Raw genomic sequence first — 19,087 nt, 5'->3', positions numbered from 1 at the left:
ACTGTGATTCACATCACAGTTCCAATTTTAAAAGCGAAACATCAGGTTGTCAAAAACAGCTGATTCAGCTATTTTACTTTTCTGTGTTTTAACGCTTATTATTCGCCTTGGTTCAAGAGGATTGGTAAAGTATTCGCCAATTCTTCTTTACGTACTTCAACCATTTCGCCAGTTTTCTTGATTTTCACTTCTACGATTCCATCCACTGCTTTTTTACCGACAGTAATTCTGATTGGACAGCCAATCAAATCAGAATCCGCGAATTTCACTCCTGCGCGTTCATTTCTATCATCAACCAGTACTTCATAGCCAGCTTTTGTCATCGCTTCTTCTAGTTCATTCGTCAAGTTTGTTTGGTATTCGTCTTTTAGATTCATTTGGACGATATGCAGATCAAATGGCGCAATTCCTTTTGGCCAATTGATTCCTTGTTCATCTGAATGTTGTTCTACGATTGCTGATAATAAACGGCTCACACCGATACCATAACAGCCCATAATCACAAATTTTTCCCGTCCGTTTTCGTCTAGAACGGTTGCTCCCATAGATTCACTGTAACGAGTGCCAATTTTGAAGATATGTCCGATTTCGATTCCTCGAGTAAAGGCAAGAACACCGTTGTTGTCTGGTGAAGGATCTCCTTCTTGTACAAAACGAAGATCTTCATAAGAAAGCACAGTGAAATCGCGTTCTGGATTCACATTTTTATAGTGGAAGCCTGTTTCGTTCGCTCCAGTAATGGCATTCGCTAAATCTTGGACATAACGGTCTGCATATACTTTTACATCCTCTGAAACACCGATTGGTCCGACAGAACCAAACTCAGCACCTAGATATTTTTGTGCTTCTTCTTCCGTCGCTTCTTCTAAAAAGTCAGCAGATAGATAGTTTTTCAGTTTTACGTCATTGACTTCATGGTCTCCGCGTACCAAAACAAGGACAGGTTGTTCATCCGCAATGAACAATACAGACTTGATGATTTTTTGAGGTTCAACAGAAAAGAAATCTGCTACTTCGTCAATTGATTTTACGTTAGGTGTAGCTACTTTCTCTAATTCAAGCTGTGTTTCATGCGATTTTTTTGACACATAGTAGCTTGTAGCCATCTCCAAGTTTGCAGCATAATCACTTTCAGTCGAATAACAGATCGTATCCTCCCCGATCTCTGAGATCGCCATGAATTCCTTTGAGTCTTTCCCGCCCATTGCGCCACCGTCTCCGATGATCGAACGAAATTCCAAACCGCAACGCTTAAAGACTTCGGTATAGGCTTTTTCATAATCTTTATACGTTTCGTCTAAACTTTCTTCCGTTGCATGGAAAGAATATGCATCTTTCATGATAAACTCACGTCCGCGAAGCAAACCAAAGCGAGGACGTTTTTCGTCACGATACTTAGGTTGGATTTGATAAAGATTCAAAGGTAATTTCTTATATGAATTAATTTCATTACGCATCAAATCAGTAAAAGTCTCTTCGTGAGTTGGTCCAAGAATCATTTTTCGATCATTACGGTCCTTGAAACGATACAAGTTTGGACCATATGTTTCGTAACGTCCTGACTCTTCCCAAAGTTCTGCTGGCAAGATAGCAGGCATCAGCATCTCTACCGCACCGATTTTTTCAAATTCTTCCCGCATGATACGTTTCAGCTTTTCTAATACACGATTTGCTAATGGCAGATAAGAATAGATACCCGCTGATACTTGACGGATATATCCAGCTCTTAGCAAGATTTGATGACTTAATACTTCTGCATCATTTGGAACTTCACGTAATGTTGGAATCAACATTTTTGATTGTCTCATTCTATATACTCCTTTATTTCCTCAAAATAGTTATCGTTTGTTATTATACCCTATTTGTCAACTTTTTCTAGAAAAAGAATCGTTGAATATCGTTCCATGTAACTAGCACCATCAACAACATTAAAAATCCAAAGCCAGCTAATGTCAATATTCCTTCTTTTTCTTGACTTAATGGTTTCCCACGAATCCCTTCAAAAATATTCAACACTAATTTCCCACCATCTAAGGCAGGGATCGGAAGCAGATTGACGATTCCAAGGTTCATTGAAAGAAGCGCCATCAAACCAATAACAGTTGTTACACCTTGGTTTGCTGCTTCTGAAGATAATTGGTACATCATAACAGGTCCGCCTAATTTATCTAAACTAAAACCTGTAAACAGTGATCCTAAGGCTTTGAAAATTTCCAATGAACCGCTAAAAGCTTGACGTGTTCCGCCGATGATCTTATCCATAAAACCTGTATTCATTGGGGCTTGTATGCCAAGTTGGCCAACTTTTTCGCCATTTGACTCTACAGATTTCGGTGTCACGTCGACAGATTGCATCTTACCTTCTCGTTCGATCTCAAAATCTAATGTTTTACCTGGATTTTTCGTGATGACTGTTGTCAAATCGTTCCAAGTGTGGATTTCTTTACCGTCCACGCTAACTACCTTATCATTTTCTTTTAAGCCTGCTTCTGCCGCAGCACCATTAGGGATAATCTCTCCTACACGATTAGTATTTGTCACTTGAACACCGCCTTGCATGAATGCAAGAATAATAAATAACACGATTGCCAAGATAAAGTTATTCATTGGACCGGCAAAATTGGTCAGCATACGCTGCCACAGTTTAGCCGATTGGAACTGTACATCTTTTGGTGCAATTCTGATTTCTGTTCCGTCGGTTTCAATAATCGTCGCATCGTGATCGACAGGATAGGTCACTACTTCTGTTTCATCTCCATTCACATAACCAGTGATAGTCAGCTCATCTTCTAAATCATAACGGCTCAATTCCATTGGGATAGCATTTGTCAATTGGATTTTCTTACTTAAATTTATCTTCTCTACGATGCCGTCAGAATTTAGTAAAAGAGAAAGAGGCATACCTGGTGCCATTTCTGTTTCATCATCCCCATTGCCTGCCATTCGAACATAACCGCCAATAGGTAATAGGCGAAGCGTATATGTTGTCCCGTCTTTTGCTTGATGCCCATAAATTTTCGGACCCATACCGATAGCAAATTCGCGAACGAGGATTCCTGATCGTTTCGCAAAGAAGAAATGACCAAACTCATGAACAATCACTAATATACCAAAAACAATGATAAATGTTAGTATCGTTTTCATAGCTTTTTTCTCCTTTACTTGTTTTTTGTGTGTTTTTTTAAACAACGTTAAAACACTATAATTTTACCATAGTATACCTAAGACACCAATAGTATCAATAAAATGAGAAACAAAAACCTGCGTCTTTTATGAAAATCACAAAGAAACGCAGGTATACTTACTAAATAATGCCAAATAAATGCATGATAGGAAATACAAACAGCAAGCTATCGAAACGGTCTAAGATTCCCCCGTGGCCCGGTAAGATATTTCCTGAGTCTTTCACATCATAATGGCGTTTGATTGCTGATTCGACCAAATCGCCAAATTGTCCGACTGCCGAAAAAATAATCGTCATCAGAAGCATGACAAACATACCATGATTGAATAGTTCTTTTGCTGGATACAACAATAGATAAAGAAATGCGACTACAACAGCACTTCCGATCCCGCCTAACGCGCCTTCAATCGTTTTGTTCGGTGAAATATCCGGACTTAACTTGTGTTGTCCATAACGACGGCCAACCATATAAGCACCAATATCAGTTGCCCAAACGATAAACAGACCAAAAATCAAAACAGCTAAACTTTCTGTTCGTGCATTGACGAAATTCTGGAAGCCTATTCCTACATACAAACTGACAAGTACTGGGAAACCTGCTTCATCAATCGTATACGTATTTTTAGATATAACTGACGTCCCTAAAAGGATCATAACGATAAGATAAAATAGCATAAATGTACTGACGTTCTCTGGAAGAAAGAAGAACCATCTTTCTTTTGGCAAGACAAGGAGCACTGCACCAATAGCGGATAAAACTCCTTCAAAACTTAGGAGAGTCAATCCTTTCATCCGGAAAAGCTCATAAACTCCTACCACAGCTAAGACTGCTGCGGTAAGCTCAACCGCTATGCCCCCAATCCATATAATCGGAATAAACAAGACAAGCGCCACGGCTGCTGTGATTACACGTTGTTTCATGACTGATCCCCTTTCTCATTTTCTGTTTTTTTTACACCGCCGAATCGACGATCTCGATTTTGATAAGAGGCAATTGCTTCTTCAAGATGTGCACCGTCAAAATCAGGCCAAAGTGCTTTTGTAAAATACAATTCACTATATGCAATCTGCCATAACAGAAAATTACTGATCCGCTCTTCTCCGCTTGTACGGATCATCAACTCAGGATCTTGTAATTCTTTGGGCAAGAAACCTGTCATTAGATGGTTGGCAATCACTTCATCATCGATTTCTTCTGCCTGTATTTCTCCCTTTGCTACTTCTTCAGCAATGTTTTGGACTGCGGTCACGATTTCTGCTCTGCTTCCGTAATTCAAAGCAAAGTTTAACACCATTCCGGTATTGTCTTTTGTTTGCTCAATTGCACGTTTTACAGCGTCTTGCGTCTGTTCTGGTAACACGTTCTCATACCCCATGACATGGACTTTGACGTTTTCTTTGATCAATTCTGGTACGAACGTATCAAAAAAGTCGACAGGTAGTTGCATGAGAAAACTTACTTCATCTTTTGGTCGCTTCCAGTTTTCAGTTGAAAAAGCATAAAGCGTCAATACTTTCACTCCAAGCCTTGATGCTTTCTTTGTGACTTTCTTTACTGTTTCCATACCTTCTTTATGACCAGCGACTCTTGGCAAACGCCGGTTTTGCGCCCAACGACCATTGCCGTCCATGATGATGGCAACGTGTTGAGGAATTGGTCCATCGGCATTAAATTGAAATTCGCTTTTTTCTTGAATATATTTGTTTTTTTGCGGAAAAAAACGTAACATTCTTTTTCCTCCTATACTTAAAAGATTCCCACTATCTTAAGTATTATAGCAATATCTAAACGTTTTTCCTATGAAATCATTGTTTTTTTATTTAAAAACTGAATAATTTTTTCTTTTTTTAATCTTTAAATAAAAGAAACATAAATAAAAACAGAGGAAGCGGAATGATCCGCCCCTCTGTTTTTATGGTTTTATTAAACTTCCAATAATTCTTTTTCTTTATCAGCAGCGATCTTATCTACTTCTTTAATGCTGTTATCTGTCAATGTTTGTACGTCTTTTTCTAGTCCACGCAAATCATCTTCGGTAATGTCACCATTTTTTTGTTGTTTTTTATATTCATCGATTGCATCACGACGGATGTTACGAATCGCGATTTTTGCATTTTCTGCTTCTTTTTTCACATCTTTAGCTAATTCTTTTCTACGTTCTTCTGTCAGTTGTGGGATAACCAAACGAATAACATTTCCATCATTGGTAGGACTGATTCCGATATCACTTGCCATAATAGCTTTTTCAACATCTTGAAGAATGCTCTTGTCAAAAGGCGTGATCATTAAAACACGTGCTTCTGGGATTTGGATTGACGCCATTTGGTTCAATGGAGTTGGTGCACCGTAATAATTCACAGTGATTCGATCCAAAAGGCTAGCATTCGCGCGGCCTGCGCGGATTTGCCCAAGTTCACGTTGAAGATTTTGTGCTGCTTTTTTCATTTTTTCTTTTGCTTCTGTCATAATTGCATCTGCCATTTTTATTTCCCCCTTACAGTCGTTCCGATATTTTCACCTAAGATTGCTCGGCGAATATTTCCGTGTTCATTTAAATTGAAGACAAGCAATGGAATGTCATTATCCATGCTTAGTGAACTTGCAGTTGAATCCATGACTTGTAATCCTTTAGCAATCACTTCCAGATGAGTCAGTTCTTCAAATTTCACTGCATTTGCATCTACTTTCGGATCAGCAGAATAAACACCGTCTACATTGTTTTTAGCCATCAGGATAACATCTGCGCCGATTTCTGCTGCGCGTAATGCTGCCGTTGTATCTGTCGAGAAGTACGGGTTGCCGGTACCGCCCGCAAAAATAACAATCCGTCCTTTTTCTAAATGACGTTCTGCTTTACGGCGAATGTATGGCTCTGCGATTTGACGCATTTCAATCGAAGTTTGCACGCGTGTCGGTACACCCACGTTTTCCAACGTATCCTGTAAAGCTAAGGCATTCATAACTGTAGCTAACATACCCATGTAATCAGCTTGAGCGCGTTCCATGCCCATTTGTGCTCCGATTTGTCCGCGCCAGATATTTCCGCCACCCACAACGATTGCCATTTCAACGCCCAGTTCGTGAACTTCTTTGATTTCTTGGATGATTTCTTTGATTACTGGTGGTTTGATTCCAAATCCTGCATCCCCAGCTAAAGCTTCTCCACTCAATTTTAAGACTACACGCTGATATTTCGGTGTGACCATGTTCATTCCTCCAATATTTTCTATTGCCATTTTACCATACTTAGATGATTTCGACACGCTAAGCCTGGTTTTTCTTGTTTTGCTTAAAAAAAGGGAGCGCACAAAGCGTGCGTTCCCGTCTGTCATTCAACAGAATTATTTTTTCACTTGGCTCATAACTTCTTCTACAAAGTTATCTTCGCGTTTTTCGATACCTTCGCCAACTTCGAAACGTACGAATGTTTTAACAGTTGCGCCTTTTGAAGCAACGTATTTTTCAACAGTCATATCAGGATCTTTAACGAATGGTTGGTCAACCAAAGCGATTTCTGCTTTGAATTTCTTCAAGCGTCCTTCTACCATTTTTTCAACGATATTCGCTGGTTTGCCTTCATTCAATGCTTGTTCTGTAAGAACAGTTTTTTCATGTTCTAATTCAGCTTCTGGAATTTGTGATTCGTTTACATAGCGAGGATTGATAGCTGCTACGTGCATAGCTACATCTCTTGCAACTGTTTCATCTGTTGTTCCGTCTAGAACAGTCAATACAGCAATACGTCCGCCCATATGCAAGTATCCGCCAAATGCAGCATTGTCGTCTTTTTCTACAACTTCAAAGCGACGGAAGCTGATTTTTTCTCCGATAACTTGAGTTGCTTCGATCAAATCAGATTCAATCGTTCCTTTATCTGTTTTGATTTTCATTGCAGCTTCCATGTCTGCTGGTTTGTTTTCAGCAACAAGTTCTGCGATTTCTTTTACTAAGTCTTGGAACATTTCATTTTTAGATACAAAGTCTGTTTCTGAGTTTACTTCAACGATTGCTGCAGTGTTACCTTTCACAGCAACTGAAGCTAATCCTTCAGCGGCAATGCGGTCATTTTTCTTTGCAGCCTTTGCCATTCCTTTTTCACGTAAAAGATCAACTGCTTTTTCCATATCGCCTTCTACTTCAACTAATGCTTTTTTCGCATCCATCATTCCTACGCCAGTCATTTCGCGTAGTTCTTTTACCATTTTAGCTGTAACGTCTGCCATGTTTAACTCCTCCTGTGTGTGTTCTTTTTAAAAAAAGCTGTTTCAAAGGAGAGTGAGGCTTGTCGCCCAGCCTTTGAAACAGCTCCATCATTCAAAATTATTCTGCTGAAGAATTGTCGCCTTCAACAACATCTACGATTTCTTCGATTGATGTTGCTGTGTTTTCTTCTGTGAAATCTTCTTCAACTACTTGATCTTCACCTTGGTTTCCTTCGATGAAAGCATCAGCCATTTTTGAAGTAATCAATTTAACGGCACGAATGGCATCGTCGTTTGAAGGGATTACTACGTCGATTTCATCTGGATCGCAGTTTGTATCAACCATAGCTACGATTGGGATATTTAATTTGTGTGCTTCTTGAACAGCAATACGTTCTTTACGTGGGTCAACGATGTACATTACATCTGGGATTCTTGGCATATCAGCGATACCGCCTAAGAATTTTTCAAGACGTTCGCGTTCTTTGTTCAAACCAGCAACTTCTTTTTTAGGTAGAACTTCAAAAGTTCCATCTTCTTCCATTGCATTGATTTGTTTCAAACGGCTGATACGTTTTTGGATAGTATCCCAGTTTGTCAATGTTCCGCCTAACCAACGATGGTTAACGAAGTATTGTCCTGCACGAGTTGCTTCTTCTTTGATTGCTTCTTGTGCTTGTTTTTTTGTACCTACGAATAATGCTACGCCGCCTTCTTCAGCAACGCTCTTCATGTAATCATAAGCTGCATCTACTAATTTAACTGTTTTTTGTAAGTCAATGATGTAGATTCCGTTTCTTTCTGTGAAGATATATTTCTTCATTTTTGGGTTCCAGCGACGAGTTTGGTGACCAAAGTGTACGCCGGCTTCTAGTAATTGTTTCATAGAAATTACTGCCATGTTTGTTTCCTCCGATTTGGTTTTATTTTCCCTCTTCTTATCTTCTACCTTGCCGGCAAACTTTTTCAAGCACCTACCGACAATCCAATAAGAATGTGGATTTGCTGATGCATAAAGCACCCTCAGCTATTATACAGACAAAAGATCCATATCGCAAGAGCAAATGTACTTTTCTGCTCAACATTCAATAGTTTACCTGAAAGACAAAAAGAATTCAAGAAAAACAGTAGATTTCTCTTTGTTTCTTTATTCTCTTTTTTCCATAAAATAATTTTAGATATAAAAGACGAATATTATTGGGCAATCCTTCTTTTTTTTGTTATGATACATGTGAAATCTTTCGTAAAGGAGAAAGAAAATGCGCAAAGCTCAAAGACATTTGCTGATTAAACAAGTCATTGAAGAATTCCCGATCCGTACGCAAGAAGAACTATTAAACAAACTTGGGCATTATGGCGTTACCGCAACGCAAGCAACGATTTCTCGAGATATACGTGATCTGAAAATCGTGAAGGCACCTGATGAAAACGGTATTTCCCGCTTTGTGTTGTTTCGCGAAAAAGGTACTCCTGATACTAAGACTGAAGAAGAGGATCGGCTGATTCAAATGATTGAAGACATTGTGTTGAAAGTCGAACGAGTCCACTTTTTGACAATCGTTAATACCTTGCCAGACAATGCTCATTTATTTGCATCTGTTTTAGATGAGATCAAGCCTCCTCCTATCGTCAGTACGATTGCTGGATTTGATACGATCATGATTATCTCAGAAAATGAGGAGGATGCAAAACGAGTAGAAGAATTTCTTCACCATCCGACTGAAGTATCACTTTTTTAATCAGAGCACGTGTTCCTAATAAGGAATGCGTGTTTTTTTATTTTCAATATTTTCCTTGTTAAATAAACCTTTACACTCTTTACAAAAATACATCAGTTTTTATTTAAAATTTTCATAACTTTGATTAAATCACAATACTCATCATTTATATTGGATGTTAGCAAGAGCAGAGTCTTGCTCTTTGTGTATGTCAATAAAAAAGAAATGAAAGGAAATCGCATGTATAAATTATTAACGCCTGGACCATTAACGACTTCTGAAACAGTGAAAAAAGCGATGCTGACCGATCATTGTACCTGGGATCAAGAATACAAAGAGATGACACAATGGATAAGAAAAAAATTGCTGGAGCTTGCTCAAGTACCGGAAGAACTATACACAACGGTCTTGATGCAAGGCAGCGGCTCCTTTGGGGTAGAATCTGTTTTAAGTACTGTGATTAGACCAGAAGATACTTTGCTGATTTGTTCAAATGGCGCATACGGTCAACGAATGGTTGCCATGTGCAAATATCTGCAACTAAACTATGCAGTTTATGAAGTACCTGAACACCAAATCCCCCAAGCACATATGATTACACAGTTGATTGAAGAGAATCCGTTTATCTCCGCACTTGCAATGGTCCATAGCGAGACTACTTCCGGTATTTTAAATGATTTGGAAGAAATTGCTACTGTCGTACAGGAAAGAAATCTTTTGTTTATAGTAGATGCGATGTCTAGCTTTGGTGGGATACCGATTCATGTAGCGGAACTAGGGATCGATTTTTTGATTTCTAGCTCAAATAAATGTATTCAAGGTGTTCCAGGTTTTTCTTTTGTACTTGCTAATAAAGTGGAACTAGAAAAGCGAAAAAATGTGAGTCGAAGTTTGTCACTTGATCTGTATGACCAGTATCGCGTGATGGAAAACGAGAATGGCAAATGGCGTTTCACTCCCCCTACTCATACGGTTTTGGCTTTTCAACAGGCATTGAAGGAACTAGAGCTAGAAGGAGGGATCGAAACTCGATATTCACGTTATCTCGCCAATAATCATGTGCTACGACAAAAATGACAGAGATGGGATTCCAGCCTTTCATCCAAGAGTATCAGGGGCCATTCATTACCTCTTTTCTTTACCCTAAAGACTGGCGATTTGATTTCAATCATTTCTATCAGCATTTAAAACAAAACGGATTTGTGATCTATCCTGGGAAGATCAGCGATCATGAATGTTTTCGTATCGGTAATATTGGCGAGATTTATCCAGAAGACATTTTAGAACTGACAGCAATTATCAAAGACTATAAGGAGAACATTAATGATTAAAACTGTAATTTTTGATTGGGCAGGAACAACTGTGGACTTTGGCTGTATGGCTCCTGTCCACGCTTTTAGAAATGCTTTTCTAGAAAAAGGAATCCAACTGACTGACAAAGAGATCCGCGAACCGATGGGAAAATTAAAATGGGATCATATCCAACAGCTTCTTTCCCTCCCTTCTGTCAAAGAACAATGGATAGCGATTCATGGACAACTACCTCAGGAAAAAGAGGTGGAGGAATTGTATCAGCAATTTGAACATTATCTGTTTAAAGATTTGGCCCAGCATTCTACCTTGAAACCCGACACATTGGAAACGGTCGAGCAGTTGAGAAGCGCTGGGATCAATATTGGTTCCACGACTGGATTTACTGCTCCTATGATGGCAATCGTAGCAGAAACCGCAAAAAAAGGAGGGTATTCACCAGACTTTATGGCAACTTCTGAAGACGTCGAAGGATATGGACGACCATTTCCTTATATGATTCATAAAAACATACAACATTTCAAAAACAAGTCGGTTGATGAAGTAATCAAAGTTGGAGATACGGTCTCAGATATCCAAGAAGGAAAAAATGCTGGGGTGTTTACAGTTGGTGTGATTGAAGGTAGTTCGCTGATGGGACTTTCATATGATGCATACCAACAAATAGAGATGGAGGAAAAAGATCGCTTAAAACAGTCTGTTGCTCTTAGATTCCAACAAGCTGGTGCTGATCTTTGCGTAAATAACTTAAAGGAGTTAACAGAGTACATTTTGTGCGCTGACAAGAATCCAGAATGACTTTTATTCGCAATAAGGGCTGTGACAAAAATATTGTCACAGCCCTTATTGCGAATAAACGGTGTTCTCCTGCCAACTCCTCGGTCACAAGTCACAATATCCAACAAACACGAGAAGCTGTTTTTTGAAATTATTCCTTGTGACTCGGAGCTGATCACTGATTTCACATTCTTTTTTTCTTACATCTTATCTGGTGCATGAAGTCCTAGCAAACGAAGATCTTCTTTCAATAATACAGTCACTGCATACACTAAAGCTAAGCGTGCTTCTTTTTGTTCATCGTCAGCTAAAATTTTCGTATGAGCATAGTATTTGTTGAATGCCTGTGCTAATTTGATTGCATGTTTCGCAATCACTGAAGGTTCATATTTTTCCCCAGCGGATAAGACTGTTTCAGGATATTTTTGAACCAATTTGACTACTTCCCAGCTGATATCGTCATTCAACGCATAGTCTGCTGTTTCTGAAGGGACGAATCCTGCTTTTTCCAACAGACTGACTGCACGAGCATGTGTATATTGCACATAAGGTCCAGTTTCTCCTTCAAAACGAACCACTTCTTCCAAGTTGAAGTCAAATGTATTGAGACGATCGTTTTTCAAATCATGGAAGATGACTGCTCCAACCCCTACTTGTTTAGCTACAACATCTTTGTTTTCTAAATCAGGGTTTTTCTCGCTGATCTGTTCTTTAGCAGATTGGATTGCTTCATTCAATACTTCTTCTAGTAAGACGATTTTTCCTTTACGAGTTGATAATTTTTTACCACCTTGTGTGATCAAACCAAATGGGATATGGTGCATATCGTCAGACCAGTCAAAGCCCATTTCTTTCAAGACAGCTTTCAATTGTTTGAAATGATAACTTTGTTCATTCCCTACTACATATAGAGATTGCTTGAAGTCATAGGTACGTTTACGATACAATGCGGCAGCTAAGTCACGTGTGATGTATAGTGTCGCGCCATCTGATTTCTTGATTAATGCTGGATTCAAGTCGTAAGCAGAAAGGTCAACGATCTCCGCACCTTTATCTTCGTTCAGCAAATGTTTTTCTTCTAAAAGTTCGACGATTTCATCCATTTTGTCATTATAGAAAGCTTCACCGTTCAATGAATCAAACTGTACTTCTAGTAGATCATAGATTTTGTTGAATTCTTTCATCGATTCATCACGGAACCATTGCCACAATTGGATAGCTTCTTCATCGCCTTCTTCTAGACGTTTGAACCAAGCACGAGCTTCTTCATTTAATTCTGGTTCTGTTTCAGCTACTTCATGGAATTGGACATACAAACGAAGCAGTTCATTGATTGGCTCTGCTTTGACCGCTTCTTCTGAACCCCATTTTTTGTAAGCAACAATCAGTTTTCCGAATTGCGTGCCCCAGTCACCTAAATGATTGATGCGGATTGGCTGGTATCCGATTTTTTCCATAATGAAGCCAATCGAATTACCGATAACTGTCGAACGTAAATGTCCCATTGAGATTGGTTTTGCAATATTTGGAGAAGACATATCGATCGGTACGGTCCCTTGATTCCCAATATTGCTATCCCCATAATGTTCTTTTTCTTTCACTACTGTTTGCAAAACTTTTTTGCTGATAAGTTCTTTATTCATGAAAAAGTTCAAGTAAGGTCCAACCACTTCGATTTTTTCAAAGTTGGCAGAGTCGATTTTTTCTGCTAAATCTGCAGCGATTTGCTGTGGCGCTTTTCGGTAAACTTTTGCTAATGAAAAGGCTGGAAATGCCACATCCCCGTGTTCGGCTGATTTTGGATTTTCTAGTAATTGTTCGACTTGTTCAAGTGTCAAATCGTCTTTGACAACGTCATAGACAGCTTTTGCGACAAGATCTTTATTATTCATCTTTATTCCTCCTAAAATACTCTCTTATTTGTTCAACAAAAAAAATCTCTAATGACGACATACTTAGTATGCCATCATTAGAGACGAGATTTCCCGCGGTACCACTCCAATTGTCCTAAAAAAGGACCAGCTCCATCTGATATCGGTAGACGACCGTCTGTTTAAAACAGAATTCTCCAAGTGCGCTTCGTTGTATCTCCTTCATTCGGCTTCCACCACTTCCGAATTCGCTAGCTAAGAATGATACAAGTACTCTCTTGTTCAACAAATCTTAATCTTATTAAACTTTCTTGAATTATATCAGAAAAAAAAACGAAAGGCTAGTCGTTTCTAATAAAAAAAACAATCCAGATGGCCTAAAGGAGAAGAAATACCACCTGGATAGTTATAAATCATTTCGTAAATACGAAAGACTTAACAAATTAATCAGCTACGATAATCGTTCCTTCTTCAGAAGCTAAAAGATTTTCGATATTTTCTAAAGAAGTGATGATTGCCTTAGCGTTCGGTTTTGCTTCAACAAATGCAATAGCTGCTTCTACTTTCGGAAGCATGCTTCCTGGAGCGAACTGTTTTTCATCAATGTATTGTTTCATTTCTGAAACAGTAACAGTTTCTAGTTTCTTTTGATCCGGTTTTTGGTAATTGACATACACATTGTCTACACCTGTCAAAACGATCAGCAAATCCGCATCGATGATTTCGGCTAATTTTTCTGAAGCAAAATCTTTATCGATCACGGCTTCTCGCCCTTCTAATCCAGTAGCTGTTTCTACAACAGGAATCCCGCCACCGCCGACAGACACCGTGATAACTCCTTGTTCGACTAGCGTTTCGATGACACGTGCTTCTTTGATCGAGATTGGTTTAGGGGAAGCGACTACTTTTCTCCATCCACGTCCAGCGTCTTCTTTGAATGTCACAGTAGAATCAGCATTCATTTGTTCTTTCGCTTCTTCTTCCGTGTAGAATGGGCCGACTGGTTTACTTGGATTTTTGAAGGAAGGATCGTTTTCATCCACAATGACTTGAGTGACTAAAGAAACTACATCTTTATCGATTCCTTTTTCCTTCAGTACTTCACCCATCGCGTTTTGGAGCCAGTAGCCGATTGACCCTTCTGTCATTGCGACACATGTATCTAAAGGCATTGCTGGTGTTTTCTCAGAATCAGCAGCTTGCTGCTGAATCAATAGGTTGCCGACTTGCGGACCATTTCCGTGAGAGATGATTAGTTCATCTCCTTGCTCGATAAATTTCACTAAATACTTTGCTGTTTCCATTAACGCTTCTTGTTGGGCTTTTGCACTTGCATCCGTAGACAAGATGGCATTGCCTCCTAAAGCGACAACTACTTTTCGTTTGGCCATTTCATTCGTCCTTTCTTCAGTTCTTCTGAATTTTCTAGATAACAAAACGAGCCAGCGTCTTGTGATTTTCCCTCAATGCTGACTCGTTTTTTCGTGAGATGAATGTGGTTATGCTTAAACGCGAGGGATAAACAAGTTACCTAATGTTGCCGCCATGATTGCTTTGATTGAATGCATACGATTTTCTGCTTGGTCAAATTGACGAGCATATTTGCTGCGGAAGACTTCGTCTGTTACTTCCATTTCAGTGATGCCAAAGCGTTCTTTCATTTGTTCACCGTAAACAGTGTTTGTATCATGGAAAGCTGGTAAGCAGTGCAAGAAGATCAAACGATCTGTATTGTGTGTTTTTTCTACCATTTCCATATTGATTTGGTAAGGTTTCAACAATTTGATCCGTTCTTCAAATTTATCTTCTTCACCCATTGATACCCATACATCAGAATAAAGAACGTCTGCTCCGTCTACACCTTTATCAACATCGTCGGTAATCATCAATTGTGCCCCTGATTTTTCAGCAAAACCTTCTGCCATTTTGACGATTTCTTCTTCAGGTTGTAATTCTTTTGGTGCAACGATACGCATGTTTGCTCCCAAAATTGCACCTGTTACTAATAAAGAGTTAGCCATATTGTTTCGACCATCCCCACAGTATGCAACAGTGATGCCTTCTACAGTTCCAAAGTTTTCTTGGATAGTTAAAAAGTCAGCGATCATTTGCGTTGGATGCCATTCGTCAGTCAATCCATTCCAAACTGGAACACCAGAGAATTCTGCTAGTTCCTCTACCATTTTTTGACTGAATCCACGGAATTCGATTCCGTCAAACATACGACCTAACACTTTAGCTGTATCTTCTGTTGATTCTTTTTTACCTAATTGGATGTCATTCGCACCTAGGTATTCAGGATGTGCACCTAGATCGATTGCTGCAGTGGTAAATGCAGAACGAGTACGTGTAGATGTTTTTTCAAATAAAAGTGCGATATTTTTTCCTTCTAGATAGTGATGTGGGATCCCACGCTTTTTCAAGTCTTTCAAGTGTTCTGAAAAATCGATCAAATATTGTAACTCTTCTTTTGTAAAATCTTTTTCTGCTAATAAACTTCTTCCTTGGAATACTGATTCTTTCATATTAAACATTCTCCTTTAGATTGTTTTTATTTAAGATTAAAGAGGAAATCCTGACGACAGCTGACAGTAAGACTGTCGTCAGGTTATAAACTACTTCAAGTCTTCACGGACAAGTGGTTGACTCATGCAACGTGGACCGCCACGACCTCGTGACAATTCACTTGAATTGATTTCCAACACTTTGATACCATAGCTACGAAGCAATTCGTTCGATACGTAATTCCGATTGTAAGTGACTACGACACCTGGAGCGATTGCCAATGTATTGGATCCGTCATTCCATTGTTCTCTAGGGGCAACGATCTCATCCCCATTACCAGTTGGAATCAATACAAGATCATCTAATCCAAGAGCAGCTTTCATCGTTTCGTGTAAGTTATCTGAATGAGTGATCTTGATATCATCACCATCTGGTTCGATCGTAAAGACATCCATCTTACCGTCTTTACTTTGGATTGCTGGATGGATAGTGAATTTGTCATGGTCTACCATTGTGAATACGGTGTCCAAATGCATCATTGCACGGTTGTTCGGGATTTTGATTGCTAATACTTTTTCAAATCCTGAATTTTTTGCGAATAGATGGCGTGCTAGTTTTTCTAAAGCTTTTGCATTTGTTCGTTGAGAAATCCCAACTGCTACTACTTTGTCGCTTAAGATTAATTCATCTCCACCTTCGATATGATCAGGATTTTCACGATCCAACCATACTTCGATCCCTTTATTGGCAAATCTTGGATGATGTTTCAAAATATATTCTGTAAACATCGATTCACGACGACGTGCTTCAAAAGTCATCTTATTGACGGTCATTCCATTTCCCATTGATGCGGAAGGGTCGCGTGTAAAGTACAAGTTTGGCATTGGGTCCATGTAAAATGGATAGTCGTCGTCTGCTGAAAGATCATATAGGCTGCTAGAACGTACTTCGATATCTTTTGTACGAACCCCAGCCATGATTTTATCTACCATTTCTTGTGTTTCCATTGATAGAAGGAACTCATGAAGACCATCTCTTACTGCATTCGATGCGATATGAGATTCATCCAACATTTTATTCAAGAATTGTTCTTTGACGTTGCCTGCGTCAATCGCTTCTGCTGCTAATTTTTCCAAGTAAAGAGTTTCGACGCCTTCGTTTTGCAAGGTCTTTGCAAAGTTGTCATGCTCTTCTTGAGCAATCGGAAGATATGGAATATCATCGAACAACAGACGATCCATAATATCTGGTGTCAAATTTTCCACTTCTTGTCCAGGCCGTTTCAGTAAAACTGTCTTTAATTTCCCTATTTCAGAGAAAACGTGAATAGGTTTATCCATGTTGTGTTGCCTCCTTCTTTTTGATTACATGTATAGGATAGCCTCCTTTTGTAATCACTTTCATAATTTTGTCTCATTCAAAATGAGACATCCCTCACATTAATATTCGATAATTAAATAATTAAACGTTTTTCTAATTTTAAGCGTAATTTATTCATTTTTTATTCTGTATACACTTCCAAAAAAATATTTATTCATCTAAAAAATTTTTTTGAATAAATCAAAAAAATAAACTATACTAACATTGTTAGCGTTTGCTATATGTATTATTATTGTTTTTTATACACAAATACTTATCTTCAAAATAAATTATTCAATGTAGATGTATATTTTTTTACATAATAACAAATTTTATTTGTAAAGTATTAAAACTTATGTTTAATCCAGATGTGTTAAAACTTTACAAATTCTTTAAAAAAAGTAACAATAACTATAGTGAACAATAAGGAGAGGACTTTTTAATGCGTGTTAATAAAATCGATTTTCACTTTTCAAAACTCAGATATCAACCTGATTTTGAACATTTCTCGGATGAAGAGTTCCAACAGATCAAGGAACATACTGTTCTTCGTTCCTATAAGAAAGGACAAATCCTTTTTGATGATGGAGATCCTAGACAACGGTTATATATCTTGACCAAAGGACTTGTTCGTTTAGAACGTTACGATGAAAGTGCCACCTATTATTATTATGATTACGTGACTACCAATAACCTTTTTCCTATGTCAGGAATGTTTGGAGAAGAGACCTACACTTATACAGCTCAAGCGATGACTGATATCGAAACTTTCTATCTTCCTGTTTCCTACTATGAAAAATTAGCACGAAAAAATCCTGAACAACTGATCTATATGATCCAAAAAATTTCTAAAGTAGTCGAAATACATGAGTTACGTATCCAAATTGGATTAACCTCCAGTGCTTTTGATCGAGTGAAACAAAATCTATTCATTTTGAAAGAAGAACTTGGCGTACCAACAGAAGACGGCCATATCACCATTCCTTATCCAATTACCTTAAAAGAATTAGCAGTGAATAGCGGTACGACACGTGAAACTGCTGGACAAGTAATCAAACAACTACGTGATTCAGGACTGTTAGATTATCACAAAAAGCATTTTACTTTCTGTAAGACCGCTACTACTCCAGCTTTGAGAGAATAACGCGACAAAAAGAAACAGCGATCCTGATATTTATCGGGGGCGCTGTTTCTTTTTGTTTCGTCTATTCAAATGATTGGTAATAATAAGTGAGATCACTCTCTTTTTTTGTTCCATTGTAAACTACACCTAATATATTTGCTTTTGCAATCTGCAACAGTTCTTTCGCTTTTAACAACTCTTGTTTCTTTGTCTTTCTTTCTCTGACAACAAGTAGCGTTCCATCCGTTTTTGCTGCAAGGATTTGAGCATCCGTTACAGTCGCTACCGGAGGCATATCAAAGATGACCAGATCAAAGTCAAGTATCAGTTCTTCTATTATCTCTTCCATTCTTTTCGTCCCTAAAACTTCCGAAGGGTTGGGCGGCTTTGGACCACTGGGCAAGATCCAAAGATTTTCTATATGTGTTTCAGTTATGTAATCGTCCGCTATCCGTTCACGCTCACTAAGTAAATTACTCAATCCTTCATTATGCGGCAATTGAAAAGACAATGCTACAGTTGGTTTCCTCAAATCGGCATCTACAAGTAAGACCTGTTTTCCACTATTTGCAAAAACTACTGCTAGATTAGCGGCAGTAATAGATTTCCCTTCATCTGGGCCGGAAGAAGTGATGACCAATGTATTCAATTCCCGATCAATCGCTGCAAACTGGATATTGGACCGGATCGTTCGATATTTCTCGGCAGTAATCGATTGATCAGCTAGTGCAACTAAAGGAACCGGAGAGGCAGCTATTTTCTTTTTCTTCATATTCTCTCTACTTTCTTTTTTCATTTTGTATTCAGACTTTCTATGTACACGAATAAATCCTATGATTTATTGAATTAATCATAGCACAGAAAAAAACGAACACAATTTATATAATAACTATTTTTTATTACAGATATCAGCATAAAATGTTTTTAAAACAAGCTGTCTCGTAATTTTAAATAACACAACCAATTAAAAATAGGCCAAAAATAGGCTTGTGACAAAAATCTGTCACAACCCTTATTACAATAAATAGTGTTCAAA

Annotated in this window: 16 protein-coding genes, 1 pseudogene and 1 other annotated feature; of the genes and pseudogenes, 4 read left to right on the top strand and 13 right to left on the bottom strand. The window is 38.4% G+C overall.

The features are described from left to right. Positions 1–98 precede the first annotated feature (98 nt). The 8 genes from IGK53_RS05220 to rpsB all read right to left on the bottom strand — a co-directional run bounded on the left by IGK53_RS05220 (position 99) and on the right by rpsB (position 8,288). On the bottom strand, positions 99–1,808 hold the full coding sequence (locus IGK53_RS05220; protein WP_002329345.1) for a proline--tRNA ligase: 1,710 nt from the start codon (positions 1,806–1,808) through the stop codon (positions 99–101). Between the two features lie 67 nt (positions 1,809–1,875). Continuing rightward, positions 1,876–3,144 carry an RIP metalloprotease RseP gene (gene rseP / locus IGK53_RS05215; RefSeq protein WP_002308899.1) on the bottom strand — a complete coding sequence of 423 codons (1,269 nt, stop codon included), beginning with the start codon at positions 3,142–3,144 and terminating at the stop codon, positions 1,876–1,878. A 160-nt stretch (positions 3,145–3,304) separates the two neighbouring features. After that, complete coding sequence (locus IGK53_RS05210; protein WP_002308898.1) at positions 3,305–4,105, bottom strand: phosphatidate cytidylyltransferase; 801 nt, start codon at positions 4,103–4,105, stop codon at positions 3,305–3,307. Next, positions 4,102–4,914, bottom strand: a complete 813-nt coding sequence (locus IGK53_RS05205) for an isoprenyl transferase (protein WP_002308897.1) — start codon at positions 4,912–4,914, stop codon at positions 4,102–4,104. Before IGK53_RS05205 ends, IGK53_RS05210 begins: the two co-directional genes overlap by 4 nt. Positions 4,915–5,108: 194 nt before the next feature. Further along, on the bottom strand, positions 5,109–5,666 hold the full coding sequence (gene frr, locus IGK53_RS05200; protein WP_002293875.1) for a ribosome recycling factor: 558 nt from the start codon (positions 5,664–5,666) through the stop codon (positions 5,109–5,111). A 2-nt stretch (positions 5,667–5,668) separates the two neighbouring features. Continuing rightward, positions 5,669–6,391 (bottom strand): UMP kinase, encoded by a 723-nt coding sequence (gene pyrH / locus IGK53_RS05195; RefSeq protein WP_002293877.1) that lies wholly within the window; start codon positions 6,389–6,391, stop codon positions 5,669–5,671. A 135-nt stretch (positions 6,392–6,526) separates the two neighbouring features. After that, a complete protein-coding gene (gene tsf / locus IGK53_RS05190) occupies positions 6,527–7,408 on the bottom strand; it encodes a translation elongation factor Ts (RefSeq protein WP_002293878.1) in 882 nt (293 codons plus the stop codon). 97 nt (positions 7,409–7,505) lie between these two features. Beyond that, on the bottom strand, positions 7,506–8,288 hold the full coding sequence (gene rpsB / locus IGK53_RS05185) for a 30S ribosomal protein S2 (RefSeq protein ID WP_002293880.1): 783 nt from the start codon (positions 8,286–8,288) through the stop codon (positions 7,506–7,508). Positions 8,289–8,646: 358 nt separating this feature from the next. Here rpsB and IGK53_RS05180 point away from each other — a divergent pair, with 358 nt between their 5' ends. The 3 genes and pseudogenes from IGK53_RS05180 (at position 8,647) to phnX (ending at position 11,214) form a co-directional block, all read left to right on the top strand. Beyond that, the gene (locus IGK53_RS05180) at positions 8,647–9,126 is read left to right on the top strand and encodes an arginine repressor (RefSeq protein ID WP_002316352.1); all 480 of its coding nucleotides are present in this window, start codon (positions 8,647–8,649) and stop codon (positions 9,124–9,126) included. Positions 9,127–9,345: 219 nt separating this feature from the next. Next, positions 9,346–10,436 (top strand): annotated as a pseudogene (gene phnW / locus IGK53_RS05175) (2-aminoethylphosphonate--pyruvate transaminase). Then, positions 10,429–11,214, top strand: coding sequence for a phosphonoacetaldehyde hydrolase (gene phnX, locus IGK53_RS05170; RefSeq protein WP_002308893.1), 786 nt, complete (start codon positions 10,429–10,431; stop codon positions 11,212–11,214). Before phnW ends, phnX begins: the two are co-directional and overlap by 8 nt. 179 nt (positions 11,215–11,393) lie before the next feature. Here the strand turns inward: phnX and argS are convergent, their stop codons facing one another. The 4 genes from argS to arcA all read right to left on the bottom strand — a co-directional run bounded on the left by argS (position 11,394) and on the right by arcA (position 16,909). Next, a complete protein-coding gene (gene argS / locus IGK53_RS05165) occupies positions 11,394–13,085 on the bottom strand; it encodes an arginine--tRNA ligase (RefSeq protein ID WP_002308891.1) in 1,692 nt (563 codons plus the stop codon). 76 nt (positions 13,086–13,161) lie between these two features. Next, positions 13,162–13,359 (bottom strand) — a binding site (T-box leader). 148 nt (positions 13,360–13,507) lie between these two features. Continuing rightward, positions 13,508–14,455: a carbamate kinase gene (gene arcC / locus IGK53_RS05160; RefSeq protein ID WP_002313642.1), complete on the bottom strand. Its 948-nt coding sequence runs from the start codon at positions 14,453–14,455 to the stop codon at positions 13,508–13,510. Positions 14,456–14,569: 114 nt separating this feature from the next. Next, positions 14,570–15,589 carry an ornithine carbamoyltransferase gene (gene argF, locus IGK53_RS05155; protein WP_002288437.1) on the bottom strand — a complete coding sequence of 340 codons (1,020 nt, stop codon included), beginning with the start codon at positions 15,587–15,589 and terminating at the stop codon, positions 14,570–14,572. Between the two features lie 90 nt (positions 15,590–15,679). Beyond that, a complete protein-coding gene (gene arcA, locus IGK53_RS05150; protein WP_002308888.1) occupies positions 15,680–16,909 on the bottom strand; it encodes an arginine deiminase in 1,230 nt (409 codons plus the stop codon). 461 nt (positions 16,910–17,370) lie between these two features. On the opposite strand from arcA, the gene IGK53_RS05145 reads away from it, so the two are divergent. After that, positions 17,371–18,072: a Crp/Fnr family transcriptional regulator gene (locus IGK53_RS05145; protein ID WP_002329347.1), complete on the top strand. Its 702-nt coding sequence runs from the start codon at positions 17,371–17,373 to the stop codon at positions 18,070–18,072. 61 nt (positions 18,073–18,133) lie between these two features. Here IGK53_RS05145 and IGK53_RS05140 read toward each other — a convergent pair whose 3' ends face one another. Further along, positions 18,134–18,823 carry a CpsD/CapB family tyrosine-protein kinase gene (locus tag IGK53_RS05140; RefSeq protein WP_002329348.1) on the bottom strand — a complete coding sequence of 230 codons (690 nt, stop codon included), beginning with the start codon at positions 18,821–18,823 and terminating at the stop codon, positions 18,134–18,136. Between the last annotated feature and the right edge of the window lie 264 nt (positions 18,824–19,087).

The organism is Enterococcus sp. DIV1224 (assembly GCF_050555455.1).
Classification (GTDB): Bacteria; Bacillota; Bacilli; order Lactobacillales; family Enterococcaceae; genus Enterococcus_B; species Enterococcus_B lactis.
Note: the sequence above shows the minus strand (reverse complement) of the source record. Positions and strands in the feature narration are given on the sequence as shown.